At 61.3% G+C, this 22378-nt stretch carries 22 protein-coding genes and 1 riboswitch; of the genes, 12 read left to right on the top strand and 10 right to left on the bottom strand.

What is annotated here, in order from left to right:
* Positions 1–45 precede the first annotated feature (45 nt).
* A complete protein-coding gene (gene ahcY / locus K4O48_RS18225; RefSeq protein WP_222909756.1) occupies positions 46–1455 on the bottom strand; it encodes an adenosylhomocysteinase in 1410 nt (469 codons plus the stop codon).
* A 23-nt stretch (positions 1456–1478) separates the two neighbouring features.
* Positions 1479–1571, bottom strand: a riboswitch (S-adenosyl-L-homocysteine riboswitch).
* Between the two features lie 93 nt (positions 1572–1664).
* A complete protein-coding gene (locus K4O48_RS18220) occupies positions 1665–2918 on the bottom strand; it encodes a cation:proton antiporter (protein ID WP_222909755.1) in 1254 nt (417 codons plus the stop codon).
* 175 nt (positions 2919–3093) lie between these two features.
* Here K4O48_RS18220 and K4O48_RS18215 point away from each other — a divergent pair, with 175 nt between their 5' ends.
* Both K4O48_RS18215 and K4O48_RS18210 read left to right on the top strand, forming a co-directional pair.
* Complete coding sequence (locus tag K4O48_RS18215) at positions 3094–3528, top strand: hypothetical protein (RefSeq protein ID WP_222909754.1); 435 nt, start codon at positions 3094–3096, stop codon at positions 3526–3528.
* 73 nt (positions 3529–3601) lie between these two features.
* A complete protein-coding gene (locus tag K4O48_RS18210) occupies positions 3602–4048 on the top strand; it encodes a c-type cytochrome (RefSeq protein ID WP_222909753.1) in 447 nt (148 codons plus the stop codon).
* A gap of 16 nt (positions 4049–4064) precedes the next feature.
* Here the strand turns inward: K4O48_RS18210 and K4O48_RS18205 are convergent, their stop codons facing one another.
* The 3 genes from K4O48_RS18205 to K4O48_RS18195 all read right to left on the bottom strand — a co-directional run bounded on the left by K4O48_RS18205 (position 4065) and on the right by K4O48_RS18195 (position 7566).
* The gene (locus tag K4O48_RS18205; RefSeq protein ID WP_222909752.1) at positions 4065–4445 is read right to left on the bottom strand and encodes a DUF1090 family protein; all 381 of its coding nucleotides are present in this window, start codon (positions 4443–4445) and stop codon (positions 4065–4067) included.
* A 57-nt stretch (positions 4446–4502) separates the two neighbouring features.
* On the bottom strand, positions 4503–6170 hold the full coding sequence (gene ligB, locus K4O48_RS18200) for an NAD-dependent DNA ligase LigB (protein ID WP_222909751.1): 1668 nt from the start codon (positions 6168–6170) through the stop codon (positions 4503–4505).
* Between the two features lie 64 nt (positions 6171–6234).
* A complete protein-coding gene (locus tag K4O48_RS18195) occupies positions 6235–7566 on the bottom strand; it encodes a ferric reductase-like transmembrane domain-containing protein (RefSeq protein ID WP_222909750.1) in 1332 nt (443 codons plus the stop codon).
* Between the two features lie 147 nt (positions 7567–7713).
* Between K4O48_RS18195 and K4O48_RS18190 the strand changes: the two genes are divergently transcribed.
* Both K4O48_RS18190 and K4O48_RS18185 read left to right on the top strand, forming a co-directional pair.
* Positions 7714–8643, top strand: coding sequence for an ABC transporter ATP-binding protein (locus K4O48_RS18190; RefSeq protein ID WP_222909749.1), 930 nt, complete (start codon positions 7714–7716; stop codon positions 8641–8643).
* A complete protein-coding gene (locus tag K4O48_RS18185) occupies positions 8640–9401 on the top strand; it encodes an ABC transporter permease (RefSeq protein WP_222909748.1) in 762 nt (253 codons plus the stop codon). Before K4O48_RS18190 ends, K4O48_RS18185 begins: the two co-directional genes overlap by 4 nt.
* 326 nt (positions 9402–9727) lie before the next feature.
* On the opposite strand, the gene metK is transcribed toward K4O48_RS18185, so the two are convergent.
* From metK to K4O48_RS18165, 4 genes are all read right to left on the bottom strand, one after another.
* Positions 9728–10918, bottom strand: a complete 1191-nt coding sequence (metK, locus tag K4O48_RS18180; protein ID WP_222909747.1) for a methionine adenosyltransferase — start codon at positions 10916–10918, stop codon at positions 9728–9730.
* A 15-nt stretch (positions 10919–10933) separates the two neighbouring features.
* Complete coding sequence (locus K4O48_RS18175) at positions 10934–11935, bottom strand: ArsR/SmtB family transcription factor (protein ID WP_222909746.1); 1002 nt, start codon at positions 11933–11935, stop codon at positions 10934–10936.
* A gap of 75 nt (positions 11936–12010) precedes the next feature.
* Positions 12011–12613, bottom strand: coding sequence for a LysE family translocator (locus tag K4O48_RS18170; protein WP_222909745.1), 603 nt, complete (start codon positions 12611–12613; stop codon positions 12011–12013).
* Entirely contained in the window at positions 12610–13506 is an 897-nt protein-coding gene (locus tag K4O48_RS18165) for a TauD/TfdA family dioxygenase (RefSeq protein WP_222909744.1), read from the bottom strand. Before K4O48_RS18165 ends, K4O48_RS18170 begins: the two co-directional genes overlap by 4 nt.
* Before the next feature lie 166 nt (positions 13507–13672).
* On the opposite strand from K4O48_RS18165, the gene K4O48_RS18160 reads away from it, so the two are divergent.
* From K4O48_RS18160 to fba, 7 genes are all read left to right on the top strand, one after another.
* Complete coding sequence (locus tag K4O48_RS18160) at positions 13673–14593, top strand: LysR substrate-binding domain-containing protein (protein ID WP_222909743.1); 921 nt, start codon at positions 13673–13675, stop codon at positions 14591–14593.
* A 95-nt stretch (positions 14594–14688) separates the two neighbouring features.
* Positions 14689–16686 carry a transketolase gene (tkt, locus tag K4O48_RS18155; RefSeq protein ID WP_222909742.1) on the top strand — a complete coding sequence of 666 codons (1998 nt, stop codon included), beginning with the start codon at positions 14689–14691 and terminating at the stop codon, positions 16684–16686.
* 121 nt (positions 16687–16807) lie between these two features.
* Positions 16808–17851, top strand: a complete 1044-nt coding sequence (gene epd, locus K4O48_RS18150; protein WP_222909741.1) for an erythrose-4-phosphate dehydrogenase — start codon at positions 16808–16810, stop codon at positions 17849–17851.
* 47 nt (positions 17852–17898) lie between these two features.
* Positions 17899–19062, top strand: coding sequence for a phosphoglycerate kinase (locus K4O48_RS18145; RefSeq protein WP_222909740.1), 1164 nt, complete (start codon positions 17899–17901; stop codon positions 19060–19062).
* A gap of 113 nt (positions 19063–19175) precedes the next feature.
* Positions 19176–19370 (top strand): hypothetical protein, encoded by a 195-nt coding sequence (locus tag K4O48_RS18140; protein ID WP_222909739.1) that lies wholly within the window; start codon positions 19176–19178, stop codon positions 19368–19370.
* A gap of 29 nt (positions 19371–19399) precedes the next feature.
* Positions 19400–19732 carry an MliC family protein gene (locus K4O48_RS18135; RefSeq protein ID WP_222909738.1) on the top strand — a complete coding sequence of 111 codons (333 nt, stop codon included), beginning with the start codon at positions 19400–19402 and terminating at the stop codon, positions 19730–19732.
* Between the two features lie 161 nt (positions 19733–19893).
* Positions 19894–20958 (top strand): class II fructose-bisphosphate aldolase, encoded by a 1065-nt coding sequence (gene fba / locus K4O48_RS18130; RefSeq protein WP_222909737.1) that lies wholly within the window; start codon positions 19894–19896, stop codon positions 20956–20958.
* Between the two features lie 86 nt (positions 20959–21044).
* On the opposite strand, the gene K4O48_RS18125 is transcribed toward fba, so the two are convergent.
* Complete coding sequence (locus tag K4O48_RS18125; protein WP_222909736.1) at positions 21045–21422, bottom strand: response regulator; 378 nt, start codon at positions 21420–21422, stop codon at positions 21045–21047.
* Positions 21423–21625: 203 nt separating this feature from the next.
* On the opposite strand from K4O48_RS18125, the gene K4O48_RS18120 reads away from it, so the two are divergent.
* The gene (locus tag K4O48_RS18120; RefSeq protein ID WP_222909735.1) at positions 21626–22249 is read left to right on the top strand and encodes a class I SAM-dependent methyltransferase; all 624 of its coding nucleotides are present in this window, start codon (positions 21626–21628) and stop codon (positions 22247–22249) included.
* The last annotated feature ends 129 nt before the right edge of the window (positions 22250–22378 follow it).

The raw sequence follows: 22378 nt of genomic DNA, 5'->3' as shown, positions 1-22378 counted from the left end.
TCGGACAATCTGGCCGTCCGAAGCGCTAATGTGGCCAAGCCTCGATTAGTAGCGGTAGCTATCCGGCTTGAACGGACCTTCGACTTCCACGCCGATGTAGTCGGCCTGGCCTTGGGTCAGGCGAGTGATGACGCCGCCGAAACCCTTGACCATTTCGGCCGCGACTTCTTCGTCGAGCTTCTTTGGCAGCACCATGACGGTGACGTTCTTGGTCTTTTCGATAACCGGCAGGTCGGCGAATTTCTCGTTGAACAGATGAATCTGCGCCAGTACCTGGTTGGCGAACGAGCCGTCCATGATCCGGCTCGGGTGACCGGTGGCGTTGCCCAGGTTCACCAGACGGCCTTCGGCCAGCAGGATCAGGTAGTCGTCATTATGCGCATCGAAGCTGCCCGGGCCGGTGCGGTGGATCTTGTGCACCTGCGGCTTGACCTCTTCCCACGCCCAGTTCTTGCGCATGAAAGCGGTGTCGATCTCGTTGTCGAAGTGGCCAATGTTGCAGACCAGCGCGCGCTTTTTCAGCGCCTTGAGCATGCCCGCGTCGCAGACATTGGCGTTGCCGGTGGTGGTGACGATCAGGTCGATCTTGCCCAGCAGCGCGGTGTCGATGCAGGCGTCGGTGCCGTCGTTGAGGCCGTCCTTGTACGGAGAGACCAGCTCGAAGCCGTCCATGCAGGCCTGCATCGCGCAGATCGGGTCGACTTCCGACACCTTGACGATCATCCCTTCCTGACGCAGCGACTGTGCCGAGCCCTTGCCTACGTCGCCGTAGCCGATCACCAGTGCCTGCTTGCCGGAGAGCAGGTGGTCGGTGGCGCGCTTGATGGCGTCGTTGAGGCTGTGACGGCAGCCGTACTTGTTGTCGTTCTTGCTCTTGGTGACCGAGTCGTTGACGTTGATCGCCGGAATCTTCAGGGTGCCTTTCTTCAGCATGTCCTGCAGGCGATGCACACCGGTGGTGGTTTCCTCGGTGACGCCATGTACGCGCTCGAGCACCTGCGGGTATTTGTCATGCAGGATTTGCGTCAGGTCGCCGCCGTCGTCCAGGATCATGTTGGCGTCCCACGGCTGGCCGTCCTTGAGGATGGTCTGCTCGATGCACCACTCGTACTCTTCTTCAGTCTCGCCTTTCCAGGCAAACACCGGGATACCGGCGGCGGCGATTGCGGCGGCGGCCTGATCCTGGGTCGAGAAGATGTTGCAGCTGGACCAGCGTACCTCGGCGCCGAGGGCGGTCAGCGTCTCGATCAGTACGGCGGTCTGGATGGTCATGTGGATGCAGCCAAGGATCTTCGCGCCTTTGAGCGGCTGCTCGTCAGCGTACTTGTGGCGCAATCCCATCAGGGCGGGCATTTCGGATTCGGCGATGATGATCTCGCGGCGACCCCAGGCAGCCAGGGATATATCGGCGACCTTGAAATCGTTGAAACCGGCAGGCGTCATGACAGCGCTCATTAAAGAGTTCTCCATTCGTTTTGTGCGAATGGGCGCCGTTGATGCGTATGGTTAACGCCCTGTCCGAGCCTGACAGACCCCTGAATGGTAAGCCTGCTGCAGCGCCCCTCGGACAGGTGGCGGGCACGGCCGAACGGTGTCGGCGGTGTAAAACCCGGCGATTATAGCCGTGACCGCGAGCAATCCCAAGCCCGGCGCAGCGTCCGCTGTCAACGGCTGTCCGAACGGTCGCGCGTGCAGATATGGCGGACCAGCCTACCGATGCTCAGGCCCTGGACAAGAATCGAAAACAACACAACCAAATAGGTGATATTGAGCAGCAAATTGCGTTCTTCGCTGGCTGGCAGCGCCAGCACGAGCGCCACCGAGACACCGCCGCGCAGCCCGCCCCAGGTAAGAATCCGCACTGTGCCGTTGGGCAGGGCCCGGCCCATCTTGCGCAGCAGCAGCGCGGGCGGCCCGACGGCCACCAGGCGTGTGCCCAGAATCAACAGGGTGATGCACAGCGCGATCAGCAGGTACTGCGCGCTGAAGGGCAGCAACACCAGTTCCATGCCAATCAGCACGAACAGTACGGCGTTGAGAATCTCGTCGAGCAGTTCCCAGAAGTTATCCAGGTTCTCCCGTGTGTTATCCGACATGGCATGTCGGCGACCCTGATTTCCGATGATCAGACCGGCGACCACCATCGCAATCGGACCTGAAACGTGCAGATGCGTCGCCAGCGTGTAGCCGCCAAGGACCAGCGCGAGGGTCAGCAGTACCTCGACTTGGTATTGATCGATGCTCTTGAGCAGGGCGAAGGTCAGTGCGCCTAGCAGCGCACCGAGCAGGATGCCGCCGCCGGCTTCCTCGAGGAACAACCAGACGGCCTCGCCCGCCCCCGGCGGCTCACCCCGCGCCAGCACACCCAGGAGCACGGTGAAGACCACCACCGCGACCCCATCATTGAACAGCGACTCGCCGACGATGGTGGTTTCCAGCGCCTTGGGCGCCCCGGCCGAACGCATGATGCCGAGCACGGCGATAGGGTCGGTCGGCGAGATCAGCGCGCCAAACAACAGGCAGTAGATCAACGCGGGTTGCAACCCGAACAGACCGAGGATCCACCAGCTGCCGAACCCAATTACGGCGGTCGAGAACAGGACGCCGACAGTCGCCAGCAGGCCGATCGACCAGCGCCGCGCACGCAGATCTGCCAGGTTGATATGCAGCGCACCGGCGAACAGCAGAAACGACAACATGCCGTCCATCAGCAGGTGGTTGAAATCGATCCGTCCCACCAGGGCTTCGATCTGCGCTTCGAATGCCGGCAGCCCCAGCATCGCCAGGCCGTGCAGCAGGAGGGAGAACGCCAGAGCGGTCGCCATGACGCCAATCGTGGGCGGGAGCCCTATGAAACGGTAATTGAGGTAGGCGAGCAGCGCGGTGAGGCTAATGAAGATGGCTGAGAGTTCAAGCATGGCGTCCCCACGTCGACGGTTCATGTCTACGAAAGTGGACCCGGACACGCCTTGATTGGTGCCTGAAAGGCGCGGAGGCTCTTATAACGCTTGGTCGAACTCAGCTTGCGGCGCAGCGGTCGAACAAAGAGGTTCGGTGAATCTCGCCGGGCGTATGACCCCAGGAGCCGCCAACATGAATCTCTTGTTCCGTTCCGTTCTACTCGCCCTCGCTGCGGCTTTCAGTCTGCCGGCAGCGGCCAATTCCTGTTATGTCACCGCCGAAACGTCCGGTGCAGTTCCTCCGCCTGTGGTGACAGAAAAATGCTTCGAGTATCAGGGCCTGGACGACAACGCCATCGACTGGGTGTGCCAGGACAACGAGGCGATCAAAAACTCTCGTCGTGAAATCCGTGACAGCTGCCCAGCCGGGCATTTCGGTGTGTGTACCGCCGCACTGACGCCGGAAACCCTCGCCAATGAACGCGCGACCGGTAGCCAGGCGACTGACACGCCAGTCCCCACCACCGTGCCGGAGACGGCCCAAATCGTGACCTATAACTACAAGACGACTGACCGTGCTCAAGCCAAGATTGATTGTGAAAGTGCGGGCGGTGAATGGTCCCAGTAGCGTTGTGGGCGTTTGGTGAATCGGCCGCGGGCGGCGATAATCGCCGCCCGTTGTATTCCCGAGTGGTCGAACCATGAAGCTGTTGTCGTTGAGTCTGTCGCTGATTGCCGTCTGTGTGTTGGCCGGCTGTGACCGCATCGATCCCAATTCACCGCTTGGGAAGCGCAAGGCTATTTACCAGCAGATGCTGGACACCAAAGAAGATCTTGGCGGCATGTTGCGCGGCCGTCTGGCCTTCGATCCGCAGGGGTTCACTGATGGCGCGGCAAAGCTGGACGAGCTGTCACGGCAGCCGTGGCAGTACTACCCGGAGGTCAAGGAAGAACAGAGCGATGCCCGCGAGGATGTGTGGCAGCAGCAGGAACGTTTCAATCAGATGGCGCGCGAGCTGGAGGCGAACACCGCGGCGCTGGTCGCCGCAACCGCGCAATCACCTGTGTCGGCCGACAGTGTCGCGCCCGCTTTTCAGCGGGTGGAAGATGCGTGTGAGGCCTGCCACCAGGAGTTTCGCGCCTATTGAACACCGGTCGCGCTATTCAGCGTTTGGCTGCTTCCAGCTGCTTTCGCGCGTGATCGAGGCGCCGCTTGCTCAGTTCGATCACCTCCGGGTCCCCCGTGCCCAAAGCTTCCCTCAGCTGTGCCTCGCGTACCGTCGCCACGCGCGATGCCCGCTCGACCTCGTCGTGGTTGGGTTGTAGCGGAACGACGCCGTTACAGCGCTCATCAAGGGCGTGCAGGCGGGTTTCCACGGCGGCGCGCTTACCGACATCGCCTTTCAATCGCGCCTCCTTAATCTGCTCACCTATCTGTTTCCGGGCTTCGGCGCAGGCCGCGTCCGAGTCATTGGCGGCGAAGGCCGACTGAGCCTCCAGCAGGCTGAGCATCAGCGGAAGGAGCAAATATCGCTGGGCGCTCATGGTTGTTCCTTTTTTATTCTTGAACCCCTATGACTTGGGGCAGGGGCTGAAGTGCCGCTAAAAGCCGTCGACCCTAGCGTCATGCAATTGCGTGCGCAGTTGCAGAACCTCGGGTGATGTAAAAAAAGCCCGCAGCTGCAACGCCCGTGTTTTGCCGATTCCGGGTTCGGCTTGCCACTCGTCCAAGGTTCTACTGGCAAGGGTATTCCAGTCGCTTGCCAGCGTTGCATCGCCGCTAGGCGGGAGCCCGAGCGCATGAAGCCAGGCGGTGAATGGTCGTGTGCGTGCCAGCTCGAAGCTGTCGATCAGCCGGGTGGCGCTCGTTTCACCAAACCCTGGAATTCGCTGAATCTCTGCCTGATCGAGCGCCAGCCAGTCGAGCAGCCCGGTGACCGCACCATGCTCAACCAGCTGTTGCCAGGTCGCTGGGCCGAGCTGAGGCAGATCCAGCGCCTTCTTTCCGCTGAGCCAGGCGAGGCGTGCAACGAATTGCTGATCACAACCGGGGCTCGCCTGCCAGCAACTGAGCGCATGGTACTTTTCAGTCGCTGGGGCTTCGATTTCGTGGCGCGCTTTCGTTCGCCAGGCCACACCCTCAAACCGGGGAATGGTCAGGCCCGCGAGGGCGATCGCGACATGATCGTCGGGCTGAACGTCGGCCTGACGCCAGCGCGCCATTGAGCCGAGGCTCACGCGGCTGATGCGTCGGTCGTCGAGCGTTACCGGCTCGAGCTGCAGAACCGGGGTGATCTTGCCGCTACGGCCGATGTTGAATTCGACTTCACGCACGGGTGCAACGGCGGTGCGCAGCGGGTATTTCCACGCAACCGCCCAGTGTGGCGGCTCGGCTTGCCAGCGAAGGGCGTCTGGCCGCTTCCCTTGGCGCAACACGACACCGTCGCTAGCAAACGGCAGCGGGTGACTGAACCAGTACTGACGCCAATGTGCGGCCTGTTCGAAGGTGCTGATGGGCAATGTCAGTGCGGCGCTCTGTTGAAAACCCATCGCGACCAATCCGTCCAGGCGCGCCTGCATCTCTGTCGGGCCGTTGGGCCAGTCCCAGACGAACAGCCCTATCTGCGCAGCGGTATCAGCGCCGAGCGTTTGCCGCGCCATCGCACCGGCTACATCGCTACGCGCGCCTGCACTCCCTGCGGCGGCTTGAACATGCTCGGATAATCGCCAATACAGTTCACCCTGCAGGATGATGTCGATGGAGGCTGGTAGTTGTGACGGAACATCCGGGATCTTCCGGACCTGGTCGGTCCAATCCACGCCGCGGCTGCCATTGCCGCGACTGACTGCCCGAACCAGTTTGCCGCTCCGGTACTGCAACGTCACCGCGACGCCATCGACCTTCGGCTGGATCCAGAGGTCGCTGCGAGGGGCAATCCAGGCGGCGACGGCGGCCTTGTCAGCCAGCTTCGACAAGCCGGTCTGGGCGATGGGATGTGTTGACTCGCCCGCAACGGTTATCAGCGGGTCCGCACGTGAAGAGGTTGGTTCAAAGCAGTCCTGCCACAGCTGCACACGCTGGCGCGCCTGATCGTATATTTCGTCGTCGACCAGGGACACACCGCGGCGGTGGTAGGCGTCGTCCCACTCGGCTAGCTGGTGCTGCAGGAGGCGGGTTTCGGCTAATGCACGCCCGGCCGGCCACTCAGGGCATTCGGCCAGGCAAAGAGAGGGGGCGAAGCACAGCCATAACGCAATCAGGCGTTGCATGTGAGCATCCTTGCTCAGTGGGTTCGTGGCCATTCTGCCCCCACGTGTCGATTCGCTCCGTGCGCTAGCGCATGTTGAACAGTTCCTGATGGAAATAGCTGGGCCGCAAGCCGTGGCGCGTCAGATCGCGCCGGAGCTCATCGCCAAAGTCGACTGGGCCGCAGAACCAGATGTCGCGTTCATGCCAGTCGGCAACGTCTTGCCGAAGCCGCTCGGGTGTCAGTCGGCCTTGCTCACCAGCGACTAGCACGTGCAAACGAACTCGTGCGCGCGTGGCCTGCTCGCGTACGCGGTCGATGAAGTCCGCGTCCGGCGCGCTGGTGCAATAGAACAGGTCGACAGGCTTGGCCGTGTTGCGATCCGCTAACGCCTGTAGTCGAGCGAGAAAAGGAGCAATGCCGATGCCGCCCGCGACCCAGATCTGACCTGGCGTGTGCCCTTGGAAATCGAAGCAGCCGTAAGGGCCTTCCACAATGACCGCATCGCCCCTGTGTAAGGTGCTCGGCAATGTGCGGGTGTAATCGCCCAGCCCCTTGATCGAGAAGCTTAGCTTCCCGTCGTTCTGCCAGGCACTGGACAGGCTGAATGGGTGCGGTCCTTCCTTTTCATCAAAGGTGACGAAGGCGTACTGACCCGTCGCATGCCCGGGCCAGGGGCCGTCCAATGCGATTTCCACGCGCAGCACCCGGTTGTCAGCGTGGTAGGTGAGCGCCTCGATGTGTCCGACAACTTGGCGCCTGCGGCCCACCTGATGCTGGAGCGAGACAAACGCAGCGAAGGTGCCGGCGAGAAGCAGCACGGCCACCGTTACGCCGAGCAACGATGTCCAATAAGCAATCGGCATCAGCAACAGGCTGTGGATCACCAGGACCAGGTAAACCAAGGCCAGCCAGCGATGCGTCTTGAAAAACCAGCGGTAGGGGAATCGCTTGATCAGCGCGAGGATGATCAACAGCGCCGCCAGATAAAATGCCCACTCTCCAATATCCTCGGCAAAACCGCGTTGCTCGTGTAACCAGCCGAACAGCCCCTCCTGTGCCTGACCGGCCCCGCGACGTGCAGGGCGTTCGAGCCAGCCAAACCCAACCAACCATTTGGGGATCTGCGCCCAGCCCCAATGCACGACCGAAGCCACCAGCGCGGCAATGCCCAGCCACTTGTGCAGTCGATAGCTTTTGTCCAGACCGTCAAACAGGCGTTCCAGCCACAGGGGGCGGATGGCGAGGTAGATCGCTACGCTCATTGCAGTGATCGAGAGGATGCCGCTGAAGTGAACCATGTAAGCACGTAGCGGCCAGAAACGTGAGTATTCAACGGCGATGGCGCCTGCCGCGCTAAGCCAGAGAAGGGTCACGGCTATGAACAGCGTGACGAAGGCCAGTCTGATCCGTTGCATGGCATGCCCCTCTTGCTGTGGCGAAGGCATGTGAGCATGCGCTTGCGATGCAGCAGTGGGCATGATCGTTATCAATGACATTGATTAGTGAGCTAATCAACTGCGCCGTACAATCGGCAGCCAAATGTTTTGCGGAGTGATTCATCAGTGCAGCCCGTAATCACCATCGAGCACCTCACCAAGACTTACGCCTCGGGGCATCCAGCGCTCAAGCAGATCGATCTAGAAATCCACAAGGGCGAAATCTTTGCGCTGCTTGGGCCCAATGGCGCCGGCAAGACCACGCTGATCAGCATCATCTGCGGCATCGTCAATCCGGGCGGTGGGCGGGTGCTGGTGGACGGGTACGATATCGTCAACGACTACCGCGAAGCCCGCTCGAAGATCGGCCTGGTGCCGCAGGAGCTGTTCAACGAAGGCTTTGAAAGCGTCTGGGCAACGGTGCGTTTCTCACGCGGGCTGTTCGGCAAGGCGCCGAACGATGCCTATCTGGAAAAGCTGCTGCGTGATCTTTCGCTGTGGGACAAGAAGAGCGCTCGCATCATCGAGCTGTCCGGTGGCATGAAGCGGCGGGTGATGATCGCCAAGGCGCTGTCTCACGAACCGAGCATCCTGTTTCTCGATGAGCCCACCGCAGGGGTCGACGTCGAGTTACGTCGCGATATGTGGGAAATGGTGCGCGGCCTGCGCGAGCGCGGCGTGACCATCATTCTGACCACCCACTACATCGAAGAGGCCGAGGAAATGGCCGACCGTATCGGGGTGATCAGCAAGGGCGAGATCATTCTGGTCGAGGATAAGAAGGCATTGATGCAGAAGCTCGGCAAGAAGCAGCTGACCTTGCATCTGCAACGGCCGCTGGCAGAAATTCCGGCGGATCTGGCTGATTATCCGCTCGAGCTGGTCGATTCCGGCAATCAGTTGGTATTCACCTTCGATGCCCAGCACGAGGACACCGGCATTGCCGAACTGCTCAGGCGCCTGGCGGTACACAAAATCGATTTCAAGGATCTGCAGTCGAGTCAGAGTTCGCTGGAAGAAATCTTCGTCAGCTTGGTAAAAGGCAGCCGCACATGAATTTCCACGCAATTCGCGCCATCTACCTGTTTGAGCTGGCGCGCACCTGGCGCACGCTGCTGCAGAGCATCGCCACGCCAGTCATATCCACTTCGTTGTATTTCGTTGTCTTTGGCTCGGCCATCGGCTCGCGGATGGAGGCAATGCACGGCATCCCTTACGGCGCGTTCATCATCCCCGGCCTGATCATGATGGCGCTGCTTACCGAGAGCATTTCCAATGCGTCGTTCGGCATCTACATGCCGCGCTATTCAGGGACAATCTACGAGGTGCTCTCGGCACCGGTGTCGTATCTTGAGATTGTCATCGGCTATGTCGGCGCTGCAGCAACCAAGTCGATCATTCTCGGCCTGGTGATCCTGCTGACCGCTCGGTTGTTCGTCGATTACGAGATCGCGCATCCGTGGGTGATGGCGCTGTTCCTGGTGCTCACTGCGATCACCTTCTGCCTCTTCGGTTTCATCATCGGCATCTGGGCAGACGGTTGGGAAAAGCTGCAAATCGTGCCGTCACTGATCGTCATGCCGCTGGCCTTTCTGGGTGGCAGCTTCTACTCCATCGAAATGCTCCCGCCAGTCTGGCAGAAGGTCACGCTGTTCAATCCGGTGGTGTATCTGATCAGCGGATTCCGCTGGAGCTTCTACGGGGTGTCCGACGTCAACGTCGGGATCAGCCTGGCGATGACGCTGGGCTTCTTGGCGCTGTGTCTGGGCTTGATCTGGTGGATCTTCAAGACGGGGTATCGGTTGAAGAATTGAGCCGGGCGGGGCTTCTCGCTGCGCTGCCCGTCTCGTAGGGTGGGTCAGCCCACGGCGTCGCTGGCAGGTCCGTGGTGGTGGGCTGAAGCCCACCCTACGGGTTGGGGCGGGGCGAGGCCGAGCGGTGCTGCGGGGCGTCGGCCTTGTCGGGGCGGCAGAGCACCGTCGCACCTGTAAAAAAGCCCCGTCCGGCTTTCGCTGGCGGGGCTTTTTCATGCGCTTGGCCGTCCAGTAGGGTGGGCCGGGCGGCGTTCCGCTTCAGCTCACCGATTTGGCAACAGCTCCGCGGGAGTGGGCTAAAGCCCACCCTACGGATTGGGGCCGGGTCAGAGCCCAGCAGCAGCGCGCAGGGCGTCGGCCTTGTCGGTCTTTTCCCAGGTGAAGGAGGTGAAGGTGTCGTTACCGACCGTCATTTCAACTGGCGTACGGCCGAAGTGACCATAGGCCGCTGTGGCTTTGTACATCGGGTGCAGGAGGTCGAGCATGGTGGTGATCGCGTAGGGACGCAGATCGAAATGCTCGCGCACCAGGGCAACGATCTTCTCGTCGCTGAGCTTGCCGGTGCCGAAAGTGTTGATCGAGATCGAGGTCGGCTGGGCCACGCCGATGGCGTAGGAGACCTGGATTTCGCAGCGTTCGGCCAGACCGGCAGCAACGATGTTCTTCGCCACATAACGGCCCGCGTAGGCAGCTGAACGGTCGACCTTGGACGGGTCCTTGCCGGAGAAGGCGCCGCCGCCATGACGGGCCATACCGCCGTAGGTGTCGACGATGATCTTGCGCCCGGTCAGGCCGCAGTCGCCCACCGGGCCGCCGATGATGAACTGGCCGGTCGGGTTGATGTGGAACTGGGTGTCCTTGTGCAGCAGTTCGGCCGGGATCACGTGCTTGACGATCAGCTCCATCACCGCTTCCTGCAGGTCGGAATGCTTGACCTCGGGGTTGTGCTGGGTCGAGAGCACGATGGCGTCGATACCGACGACCTTGCCGCCTTCATAGCGGCAGGTGACCTGGCTCTTGGCATCCGGGCGCAGCCACGGCAGCAGGCCGTTCTTGCGCGCTTCGGCCTGGCGCTCGACGAGGGCGTGGGAGAAGCGGATCGGTGCAGGCATCAGCACGTCGGTTTCGTTGCTGGCGTAGCCGAACATCAGGCCCTGGTCGCCGGCGCCCTGGTCTTCCGGCTTGGTGCGGTCAACGCCCTGAGCGATGTCCACGGACTGCTTGCCGATGATGTTGATGATGCCGCAGGTCGCGCCATCGAAGCCGACTTCCGAGCTGTTGTAGCCGATATCGATGATGACGTCGCGCACCAGTTGCTCGAGGTCGACCCAGGCGCTGGTAGTGACTTCGCCGGCGACGATTGCGACGCCAGTCTTGACCAGGGTTTCACAGGCCACACGGGCGTGCTTGTCCTCGGCGATGATGGCGTCCAGCACCGCATCGGAGATCTGGTCGGCGATCTTGTCCGGGTGCCCTTCGGACACGGACTCGGAGGTGAAAATCGAGTATTCGCTCATCTATCGGTTCCTAAATTACCGGTGGGTGAGTCGGCTGTCAGGGGCGGGCCGGGAAAAGTACCGGGCCTGGATCTGAAAACCGTTCTTCAAGCCAATGTAGAGGCTCTCGCCGGGCGTGAGCCCCGCGGCATCGGCCCAACGGGCCAGATCGTCCTGTTCAAAGCCCAACCACAGATCGCCGCAGGCCTCCCTGGCCCAACTCTGGTTATGGCTGCAAAGCTCGGTGATCAGCAGGCTTCCGCCCACGTTCACCAGCCGTGCCAGTTGCTTGAGTGCTTCACCCGGCGCGGCCAGATGATGCAAAACCATGTTCAGCACAACGCAGTCGGCGGACGGACATTCGTCCTGCAATGCGTCGGCAAGTTTCAGCTCGACATTGCCCAGCGCGTCCCGCTCGCAACGCGACCGAGCCAGTTCGAGCATTGCCGGGCTGTTGTCTACCGCGACTACTCGAGCGAATCGGTGCGCCAGCTCGGGCAGAAAGCTGCCATCCCCAGGACCGACTTCCAGTGCTGTGGAGCGAGCCGGAAGATTCAGTGCATCGAGCAGCGCGACAACGCTGTCGCGGTACTGTGGGAAGCCGGCGATCATGTCCTGCCGTGCCTGAAAGCTGCCGGCCATCCGTGCAAAAAAGTCTTCGCTGGCTGCGCTGCGCTGGGCATGCACCGCCCCGATTCGCGCCTGCACGTCGAGTGGCAGGCTCAGCTGGTCCACTTCGTCCAGCAGCGCGGCATGCAGCTTGCCGCCGAGGCTGTCGGGTTGGGGCAGGGCGCGGCGGTAGAAGATCGCGTTGCCTTCCCGGCGGGTCGCCAGCAGGCCGGCTTGAGTCAGCACCTTGAGGTGATGGCTGATACCGGATTGCCCCGTGGCGAAGATCTGCGCCAGTTCGAGCACCCCGAACGAATCGCTGGCCAGCGCGCGTAGAACGTTCAGGCGCAGCGAATCGCCGCCGGCCTTGCACAGGGCGGCGAGCTGATCGCTGTCATCCAAGGAGATCTGGGGAATACGCAGGCTCATAGGCCGCGCAGTCTAGTCGGTCGTTTTTCGTCCAGCAATGGCAATATCAAAAAGTTTTGATATTGGACAAGCGGGTCAGTTCACCAAGCTGGTGATGCCCATGCCGCACGACACCAGCCCGAGGGCCAGCAGGAAGAAGCTCGGGAGTAGATCGAGTACGCGCTGTAACCGATCGAGATTGGACAGGCGTCTCGAGACCAGGCTGTAGGTGACCAGAATCGATATATCGACCAAGGCCCAGATGGCGATCAATGCCACCGCCTGCGGCGCAAATGGCTGGGTGGGCAGGATGAAGCCCGGCAAGAACGCGAGAAAGAACAGGATGTCCTTCGGGTTCGAGAGGCCGACCGCCATGGCACGCCAGAAATAATGAGCGTGTGGGCGGTCCTGCTCCGGCGCTTCGTCATTCCCGCCGCAGAGACCGTCTGCGCCAAGCCAGATCAGGTAGAGCCCACCGATCACCTGGCCCCATTCGAGAATGACCGGCTCCAGATCCAGCGCCAGATAGATCATTACCAGCGCGGCGATCATCAGCACTTGCGCAGAAATCACCCCGCCGAGAATGGTCCACGCGGGCCAGCTGCGCCGCGCATCGGCAATCACCAGCGCGACGACCGGGCCCGGTGAGGCAATCAGAAGCGCGACCGCCGCGGCAAAGGCTAGGTAGGTGGCGTTCATAGTTCGGTCACCAATTCGAATATGCGTGATGCTTTGCCCAGTCGCTCGGTATAGAAACGCAGGTTGCAGGTGGCGAAGGTGCGTTGCATCCAGCGGTCATTGCCATCGAAATGGGCCGTGAAGGGGCTGCGTGCATGGGCGGTGCGACGGTTGTCGATGATCAGCAGATCGCCGGGGCTGAGCCGCACCGGCTCGACCACCTCCCAGGCAACGCCGCGCAAGGTATCCAACGCGCGTTGGGCACGCTCGCTATAGGCGACCATGAACTGCGGGTCGAAACGGAAGAAAGGGGCATCGGGGTCGCCGTACAGAACGGTCTGATGCTTGTTGATGTCGATGCGCTGGTTCTTCTCGCTGGCCCCGTAGTCTGAGAAGAAGTTGTACGGCTCGTTGAGCAAGAACGCCTGTTGTTCATAGCTCAATCGCTCAAGGATGCGGTCGACTGAGGCAATGTAGGTGATCGCCTCGGCTGCGGGGTCTTGGCGCAGACAAAGCAGCAGCAGGTAGTCCGGCTGAATCGCGTGAAAAGCGTTCTCGGTATGCAGGTCGAGCTCGGTGTCGAAGCTGTCCGAGGTGGCGGCACGCGATTGCATCTGCTGGGGGAAGAAGTTGTTGACGATGGCACCGCCGGATTCTTGTACATAGCCGATCGGCTCGCCGAGCAGTGCGGTGGCCTGCAGCAGTAGCCGTTCGCTGGTGTCGTCCGGCTTGCAGAGCTCGGAGCGGGAGGCTGGGGTCGAGGGGATCTCACCGATTTCCGCGCCGTCCAGCAGCAGGTAGCCGCTCGGATTGCCGAACAGCTTGAACTCGAGAATCCGCGCTATCTGCTCCTGGCTCAGGCCGCCGTTTCGGGTGCTGGCAGACAAAAGTAGGTCAAAGTCGCGATTGGACATGTCATCCTTCCCTGCACATGTATACGAGGCGCGTGCCTCTTCTTATGAGTCGAAGCCACTGCATGCTGGCCCGCTTGCTGGCGCAGTATTGGTGGGGTTCGGAGGGTTGCAAAATGGAAAAAAAGGCCGTCTGCGATGAGTTTTACTCATGCCGGAGCGGGGCGGCATGACGCTCAGGATGCCACCCCTGTACGCATTGCGCGCCTTCGAGGTGGCGGCGCGATTCGGTTCTTTTACCCAGGCGGCCGAAAGCCTGTGCATCACTCAGAGCGCAGTCAGCCGGCACGTGAAAACGCTGGAGGAAAACCTCGGCTGCCAATTGTTCGAGCGGCGCGGCTCGCGTCTCGCGCTCACCGACACCGGACGGCTATTGGCACAGGAGCTCAAGGTCGGTTTCCGCACCCTCGAAAACGCCTGTATTGCGGTCAATCGCCAGCAGGACGCGCTCCGGCTGAAAGCGCCGTCCACCTTGACCATGCGATGGCTGCTGGGCGCGCTGGAAGATTTTCAGCTCACACACCCGCAGAATCGGGTGCAGCTCACCAGTGCCTGGATGGACCTGGATGCGGTGGATTTCCATAACGAGCCGTTCGATTGCGCGATCCTGTTGGGCCACGGTGGCTTTCCGGCAGACTGGAACCGGGTCAAGCTGTTTGACGAGTGGCTGGTTCCGGTGTGCTCGCCAGAAGTGCATGGAAATAACGGTTGGACCGCTGCCCAGCTGGCCTCGGCCGAACTCATTCATCCATCACGTGACTGCCGCGATTGGCGGCGGTGGCTTCAACGAGTCGGGCTGATCGATGCTGTCGCCTGGCAACAGGGCAAGTTATTCGACACGTTGGAACTGGGCATTTCCGCTGCAGCGCAGGGGCATGGCGTTTCGATCGGTGACCTGGCGCTGGTCGCTGCCGAACTGCACAAGGGCTCGCTGATGCTGCCATTCGACACAGCGGTACGTTCCGGTGACAGCTACTACCTGGTCTGGCCCGCCGCCGGCGAGACGCCGATAACCCTGACTCATATGAAGAATTACCTGCTTGAGCATCTGCCGGACATCGGCAGTCGCGGTGTCAGCCTGCTCGACTGATTGGTGGAGCGACTTATTTCAGTCATTGCCCCGCCACCCTCGGTAGGGGAAAATGGCCGCCTTTTTCCAAGTACACCCCCGCAGGAGATTCAGCGATGCCCAGCCGTCGTGAGCGAGCCAATGCCATCCGCGCCCTCAGCATGGATGCTGTGCAGAAAGCCAACAGCGGCCACCCGGGTGCCCCCATGGGCATGGCGGACATCGCCGAGGTTCTCTGGCGCGACCATCTGAAGCACAGCCCGACCAACCCTCTGTGGGCGGACCGTGATCGTTTCGTGCTGTCCAATGGCCACGGCTCGATGCTGATCTACTCGTTGCTGCACCTGACCGGCTACGACCTGTCCATCGACGACCTGAAAAACTTCCGTCAGCTGCACAGCAAGACGCCGGGCCATCCCGAGTTCGGCTACACCGCAGGTGTCGAGACCACCACCGGCCCGCTGGGCCAAGGCCTGGCCAATGCCGTTGGTTTTGCCCTGGCGGAAAAGGTCATGGCCGCGCAGTTCAACCGCGACGGGCACAAGATTGTCGACCACCACACCTATGTGTTCATGGGCGACGGCTGCCTGATGGAAGGCATTTCCCATGAAGTCTGCTCGCTGGCCGGCACGCTGGGCCTGAACAAGCTCATCGGCTTCTATGACGACAACGGCATCTCCATCGATGGCGAAGTGCATGGCTGGTTTACCGATGACACCCCGCGCCGCTTCGAAGCCTATGGCTGGCAGGTGATTCGCAACGTCAACGGTCACGACGCCGAGGAAATCCAGATCGCTTTGGAGACCGCCCGCAAGAGCGACCGTCCGACACTGATCTGCTGCAAGACCGTCATCGGCTTTGGTTCGCCGAACAAGCAGGGCAAGGAAGAGTCCCACGGCGCCGCGCTGGGTGATGCCGAAATCGCCCTGACCCGCGAAGCGCTGGGCTGGAACCACGGCCCGTTCGAAATTCCGGCCGAGATCTACGCGGAGTGGGACGCCAAGCAGAAGGGTGCTGACGCCGAAAACGAATGGAACAAGCGCTTCGCTGCCTACGAAACCGAATTTCCGGCCCTGGCCGCTGAATTCAAGCGGCGTATGGCGGGCGAGTTGCCGGCCGACTTTGCCGAGAAGGCCTCCGAGTTCATCCGTGAAGTCGCTACCAAGGGCGAAACCATCGCCAGCCGCAAGGCCAGCCAGAACTGCCTGAATGCCTTCGGGCCGCTGCTGCCTGAGTTGCTCGGTGGTTCGGCCGACCTCGCCGGTTCCAACCTGACCTTGTGGAAAGGCTGCAAGCCAGTGGTGGCCGAAGATGCTTCGGGCAATTACATGTATTACGGCGTGCGCGAGTTCGGCATGAGCGCCATCATGAACGGCGTCGCCCTTCATGGCGGCCTGATCCCCTACGGCGCAACCTTCCTGATGTTCATGGAGTACGCCCGCAACGCGGTGCGCATGTCGGCGCTGATGAAGCAGCGTGTGCTCTACGTCTTCACGCATGACTCCATCGGCCTTGGCGAAGACGGCCCGACTCACCAGCCGATCGAGCAGCTGACCAGCCTGCGCACCACACCGAACCTGGACACCTGGCGCCCGGCTGACACAGTCGAGTCCGCTGTCGCCTGGAAGCACGCGGTCGAGCGCAAAGACGGCCCAAGCGCGCTGATCTTCTCGCGTCAGAACCTGCCGTATCACATCCGCGACAACGAAACCGAAGCATCCATTTCCAAGGGTGGTTACATTCTGAAGAACTGTGTCGGCGAGCCTGAGTTGATCCTGATCTCGACCGGTTCGGAAGTCGGTCTGGCCGTTCAGGCGTACGACAAGCTCACCGAGCAGGGGCGCAACGTTCGAGTCGTGTCGATGCCGTGCACCAGCGTCTTCGACGCTCAGGATGCTTCCTGGAAACAGCACGTGCTGCCGGTCGAAGTCGGCGCGCGCATCGCCATCGAAGCAGCGCACGCGGACTACTGGTACAAGTACGTCGGGCTCGACGGTCGCATCATCGGCATGACCACCTACGGCGAGTCGGCCCCGGCTGGTCAGCTGTTCGAGGAGTTCGGCTTTACCGTCGAGAACGTCCTCGCGGTCGCCGAAGAGCTGCTGGAAGACTGATTCCAGCTGCCGCGGTTGGTCCTCAATCAGTAGGAGCGGGCTTGCTCGCGAAGCGTCCCATGACGCGCTCGCGAGCAAGAACCAGGCGCCTCCCTCGCGCCTACGAGACAGCGGAAGCTATATGTCCAATCGTCCCTACCGCATCGCGCTCAACGGCTACGGCCGTATCGGCCGGTGCGTGCTGCGTGCCTTCTACGAGCGCGATGCTGCGTTCGATTTCGAAATTGTCGCTCTCAATGACCTCGCCGATATGGCGAGCCTCGAATACCTCACACGCTTCGACTCCACGCATGGCCGCTTCCCCGGTGAGGTGAAAGTGGAGGGCGATTGCCTGCACATCAACGGTCATTGCGTGAAGGTGCTGCGCCACCCGACGCCGGAAGCGGTCGATTGGCGAGCGCTGGGTGTGGATCTGGTGCTGGAGTGCTCCGGTGCCTACAACACCCGCAGCGAAGCCCAGCGATTCATCGATGCCGGTGCGCCGCGCGTGCTGTTCTCGCAGCCTATGAGCGGTGCGGCGGACGTCGACGCCACGGTGGTCATGGGCATCAATCACGAGCGTTTGAGCGGCGCTGAGCGGTTGGTCTCCAACGCGTCCTGCACCACCAACTGCGGCGTGCCGCTGCTCAAGCTGCTCAATGATGCGATCGGCCTCGACTACGTTTCGATCACTACCATTCACTCGGCAATGAACGATCAGCCGGTCATCGACGCCTACCACCATGATGATCTGCGCCGCACGCGCTCGGCGTTTCAGTCAGTCATTCCGGTGTCCACCGGGCTTGCCAAAGGCATTGAGCGACTGCTGCCGGAACTCTCGGGGCGGATTCAGGCCAAAGCGGTGCGGGTGCCGACGGTGAACGTGTCCTGCCTGGATATCACCTTGCAGACGTCCCGTGATACCGATGCCCAGACGATCAATCGGATCCTGCGCGAAGCCGCGCAATCCGGCCCGTTGCAAGGCCTGCTTGCGTACACCGAGTTGCCCCATGCCAGTTGTGATTTCAACCACGACCCGCATTCGGCGATCGTCGATGGCAGCCTGACGCGCGCGTCAGGTCCTCGACTGGTGAACCTGCTGGCCTGGTTTGACAATGAATGGGGTTTCGCCAACCGCATGCTCGACGTGGCCGATCACTACCTGCGCGTGGCCCACCGCGCTTAGCGGCCGCCGCTCACAACATCGCCGTTCTTGAACTTAAGGAAGATCACATGACCGTTTTGAAGATGACCGACCTCGACCTCCAGGGTAAGCGCGTGCTGATCCGCGAGGATCTCAACGTGCCGGTGAAGGACGGCGCGGTGAAAAGCGATGCACGCATTCTGGCCTCGCTGCCGACCATCAAGCTGGCGCTGGAGAAAGGCGCTGCCGTGCTGGTTTGCTCGCACCTGGGCCGTCCGGAAGAGGGCGTCTACAGCGAAGAAGACAGTCTCAAGCCCGTCGCCGATTACCTGAGCAAGGCGCTGAACCGCGACGTCCCGCTGATCAAGGACTATCTCGACGGCGTGCAGGTACAGCCCGGCGAGCTGGTGCTGCTGGAAAACGTTCGCTTCAACACCGGTGAAAAGAAGAACACTGACGAGCTGGCGCAGAAGTACGCGGCGCTGTGCGACGTCTTCGTCATGGATGCCTTCGGTACCGCCCATCGTGCCCAGGGTTCTACCCATGGCGTGGCTAAATTCGCCAAGGTCGCCTGTGCCGGCCCGCTGCTCGCCGAAGAGTTGGATGCGCTGGGCAAGGCGCTGAAAAGCCCGGCTCAGCCAATGGCTGCCATCGTCGCCGGTTCCAAGGTGTCGACCAAGCTGGACGTGCTCAACAGCCTGAGCCAGGTCTGCAATCAACTGATCGTTGGCGGTGGTATCGCTAACACCTTCCTCGCTGCGGCCGGTTTCCCGGTGGGCAAGTCGCTGTATGAAGCGGACCTGGTGGATACCGCCAAGGCTATCGCGGCCAAGGTCAGCGTGCCGCTGCCGGTCGATGTGGTGGTGGCCAAGGCCTTCGCCGAAGACGCCGAAGCCACGGTCAAGGCGGTCGCCGACGTCGCCGAAGACGACATGATTCTGGACATCGGTCCGCAGACCGCAGCCAACTTTGCCGAGCTGCTGAAGTCGTCGAAGACCATCCTCTGGAACGGCCCGGTGGGCGTGTTCGAGTTCGATCAGTTCGGCAATGGCACCAAGGTGCTGGCCCAGGCCATCGCTGAAAGCCCGGCGTTCTCCATCGCCGGTGGCGGCGACACCCTTGCTGCCATCGATAAGTACGGCGTAGGCGAGAAGATCTCCTACATCTCCACGGGCGGCGGCGCCTTCCTTGAGTTCGTCGAGGGCAAAGTGCTGCCTGCCGTCGAGGTTCTGGAACAACGGGCCGCCAAATAAGCACAGAGGCCGAACGCTTTCCATGCGTTCGGCTCAACAAGCGCAACGGCGAAGGCAACCCCTGGGGCTTGGTGCTGTCTCTGTTCTGTCCAGACAAGGAATGGAGACACATCATGCGATATGCGGCTACAGCGGTTTGCTGTCTTGGCCTGGCCGGTTGCGCCGGGGGTGTGCCAGATTCGGCCTGCGAAGTGTTCGATCCGCCACCGGTTGAAAGCCCCACCGCACAGAATGACCAGCGCGTACAGATGCAAAGCACCGGCGATCCCACGGCGGGTACCGCCGCGGACGTTCAGGATTGCCCCTGAGTTGAAGCGCACCCAAGCAAGGAGAAGCGATGAAAGGCCTGTTTATTCCATTAGCCGCACTGCTGCTTGGTGGCTGCGGTCACTGGCAATCCGGCCCTGACGCGCCCTTCGTGCGCTGGAAATGCCAGAGTCAGCAGAACATCGCCTGGCGTTACGCCGATGACAGTCACCAGACGGTGAACCTGAAAGTCGGTAACAGCGAGCAGGTGTATACGCTGCGCAAGGAACCAGCCACGCGTGGTGCTTTCTATAGCGATGGCGTTGTGGCCTTCCACAACAAAGGCAACGAGGCGCTGGTCTTTCGGCTCGCCGATGACAAGTTGCTAGCGCATGGTTGCAGCGCTTCTTTGATCACCATTTGAAGCGTGCGCGCCTGCGAGATTTAGGCGTTTTCGCCACAGTTGATGGCTTTTACCCTGGCCACCACTACAATGCCGCGCCATGCCGCGTGGTGCTTGAACAGCGCCGGCCCCTGCGGCAGGCTTTACATGATTAAACGACCCTAACCGGGAGAAAGGAAAACATGGCACTCATCAGCATGCGCCAGATGCTCGACCACGCCGCCGAATTCGGCTACGGCGTGCCGGCTTTCAACGTGAACAACCTCGAGCAGATGCGAGCCATCATGGAAGCGGCCGACAAGACCGACTCCCCGGTGATCGTCCAGGCTTCGGCCGGAGCTCGTAAATACGCCGGTGCGCCGTTCCTGCGCCACCTGATCCTCGCGGCCGTCGAAGAATTCCCGCACATCCCGGTGGTCATGCACCAGGACCACGGCACCAGCCCGGACATCTGCCAGCGCTCGATCCAGCTGGGCTTCAGTTCGGTCATGATGGATGGCTCGCTGCGTGAAGACGGCAAGACGCCGTCCGATTACGAATACAACGTCCGCGTCACCCAGCAAACCGTCGCCTTCGCCCACGCTTGTGGCGTGTCGGTAGAGGGTGAGCTGGGCTGCTTGGGCTCGCTGGAAACCGGTATGGCCGGTGAAGAAGATGGCGTCGGAGCAGAAGGCACCCTGGATCACAGCCAGCTGCTGACCGACCCGGAAGAAGCCGCTGACTTCGTTGCCAAGACCAAGGTCGACGCCCTGGCGATCGCCATCGGCACCAGCCACGGCGCCTACAAGTTCACCAAGCCGCCAACCGGTGACACCTTGTCGATCCAGCGCATCAAGGAAATCCACAAGCGTATTCCCGATACCCATCTGGTCATGCACGGCTCCTCCTCCGTTCCGCAGGAGTGGTTGAAAATCATCAATGAGTACGGTGGTGACATCAAGGAAACCTACGGCGTGCCCGTCGAGGAAATCGTCGAAGGCATCAAGTACGGCGTACGCAAGGTCAACATCGACACCGACCTGCGTCTGGCGTCCACCGGTGCGATTCGCGAGTTCATGGCCAAGAACCCAGCCGAATTCGACCCGCGCAAGTACCTGGCGAAGACCGTCACTGCGATGCGCGACATCTGCATCGCGCGTTATGAAGCCTTCGGTACGGCCGGCAATGCCTCGAAGATCAAGCCGATCTCTCTGGAAGGGATGTTCGAGCGTTACGCGCGCGGCGAGTTGGACCCCAAGATCAACTAAGTCAAATGCGTGAACGAAAAGCCCGCCCAGTGCGGGCTTTTTCGTTTGGTACAGGTCTGTTATGACACAAGAAGGGCGTAGGGCCGTTATGCCAGCACTTCGCGGATCTGGCGGTGCAGGTTATCCAACGAGAAAGGCTTGGCGATGATCGGGGCGGAGCGAGCAATCGGGCTTCCTGACTCCTGGATCTCGATCGGATAGCCGCTGATGAAAATGACCTTCAGTTCCGGCCGCAACTTCAGTGCTGGCTCAGCGATCAGCGCACCGGAAACGCCGCCGGGCAATCGATAATCGGTGACAAGCAAATCGAGTTGCGGCTTGGTCGCCAGAATCTCGAACGCCTGAGCCGAGTCTGAAGCCTCGAGGACGGTATAGCCTTCGCTGGCGAGATAGTCCGACAGCAGGCAGAGAATATGAGGTTCGTCTTCCACAAGCAGGACAACCTTGGATGATGCTTGGCTCATTGGAGCGTTACTCAACGGATTCTGTGAATAAGGGTACGCACAATAGCAGGCGTCAGATCAGCTAGTTTTGAGCGGTGCAGCGCTCTGCAAGTTCAGGCGCCTGGGTTGATTCGTAAGGGCGTTGCGTGCGGTCTGCAGCGCCCGCGTTTGGCAATCCTCCTTGGCGTCGTTAGGCTCGATCTCATTCACTTGCGGAGCTCGCCATGACCATCAAAGACGACACCCATGCCATCACCGACCTTACCCTGGATGACTACCGCGCGAATGCCGAGGCGTTTCGCGATGGAACCCGCGATCACGACGTCAGCCAGAATATTGATGCCTTGTTGCGACATATTGAGGCCCGGCCGCCGTTTCGGATCCTCGACCTGGGCTGTGGCCCGGGCAGGGACCTCAAAGCGTTCACCTCGCGAGGTCATGTCGCCGTAGGGCTGGACGGCGCCGAGCCCTTCGTTCGCATGGCCCGCGAGGAAACCGGTTGCGAGGTGTTGCACCAGGATTTTCTGAATCTGGATCTACCTGTCGAAGCGTTTGACGGCATCTTCGCCAATGCCGTGCTCTTTCATCTCCCCAGCCGGGAAATCAGTCAAGTCTTGCGAAAACTGCACGCGGCGCTTCGTAGCGGCGGTGTGCTGTTCAGCTCCAATCCGCGCGGCAATAACCAGGAAGGCTGGAGCGGAGCACGTTACGGCACCTGGTACGACTGGCCGACTTGGCAGGAACTGCTGAAGTCGGCGGGTTTTATCGAGCTTGAGCATTATTACCGGCCAGCGGGTCTGCCCAGAGAGCAGCAGCCATGGCTCGCCAGCGTCTGGCGCAACGGGTGAGCGCAAGGACAGCGGCGGCAGCGAGTTGTTCAGCCGGTACAGCAGAATGCATGCCGCAAACAAGCGCTTCATGCGTTTTGCATGCATACAAAACGCTATTATGTGACGCAAGTCACTGAATTACGTGGC

It is taken from the genome of Pseudomonas sp. DNDY-54 (genome assembly GCF_019880365.1).
Taxonomy (GTDB): domain Bacteria; phylum Pseudomonadota; class Gammaproteobacteria; order Pseudomonadales; family Pseudomonadaceae; genus Stutzerimonas; species Stutzerimonas stutzeri_P.
The sequence above is the reverse complement of the archived record's forward strand: the minus strand, read 5'-3'. Positions and strand labels throughout refer to the sequence as shown.